Annotated in this window: 1 protein-coding gene; it reads right to left on the reverse strand. The window is 49.6% G+C overall.

Annotated elements, in window-relative coordinates; translation table 11 throughout:
* Positions 1 to 140 precede the first annotated feature (140 nt).
* Positions 141 to 619 (reverse strand): hypothetical protein (locus tag ACFSSA_RS11170; protein WP_386820531.1); only part of this gene is annotated, 479 nt, incomplete at its 5' end.

Consider the following 619-nt stretch of genomic DNA (forward strand, 5'->3'; position numbering starts at 1 on the left):
GAAACGTCGATTTCCTGCTTCGGACGGCGGTTCATTTTCTTGAGCTAACGTCATAGGAATGGCGGCGCCGGTGAAAAGCCCCAAATTAATCAGACGGCTTCCTCGGCGTCGCCATCTCCGCCTTGTTCTGCTTCTTGTTTTTAGAATGTGGCACTAGCTGATTCGGCCACGAGATCACGGAATCCGACGCCAAAAACAATCGATCCATGGCGTGTCTTCTTATCGATAAAGAGATCAGCACGAAACTCTGTGTCAGGCGGATCATCATCTTCTGGCAAGAGTATCAGCACATTGAGCGTGTTTGACGAGTCAGTAAAAAGCTCAGCTACGGTTACCCCTTGTTCATAGTCTAAGAGCAATTGGTCGAGCATTGGTAATGCAGTATTCCAAACCGCCTCCCAGTTCTCAACGAATCGACCGGTGGCGACTACTCCGAGATCTTCGGTGACAAGAAAGTCGTCGTCTTCGTCCATTATGTCGAAGCAAACCTTGTGCTCGCCATATGGAGCACATTGCAGTGTATATATTTTCGGGAACATTGCGGATTTCTTGCAGAACGTTATAGGAATGGCGCGCCGGGGTAAACTCCCGAAATTCATCAGACGGCTTCCTCGGCGTC

The organism is Luteolibacter algae, assembly GCF_042683045.1.
In the GTDB taxonomy this organism is placed as follows: Bacteria; Verrucomicrobiota; Verrucomicrobiia; order Verrucomicrobiales; family Akkermansiaceae; genus Luteolibacter; species Luteolibacter algae.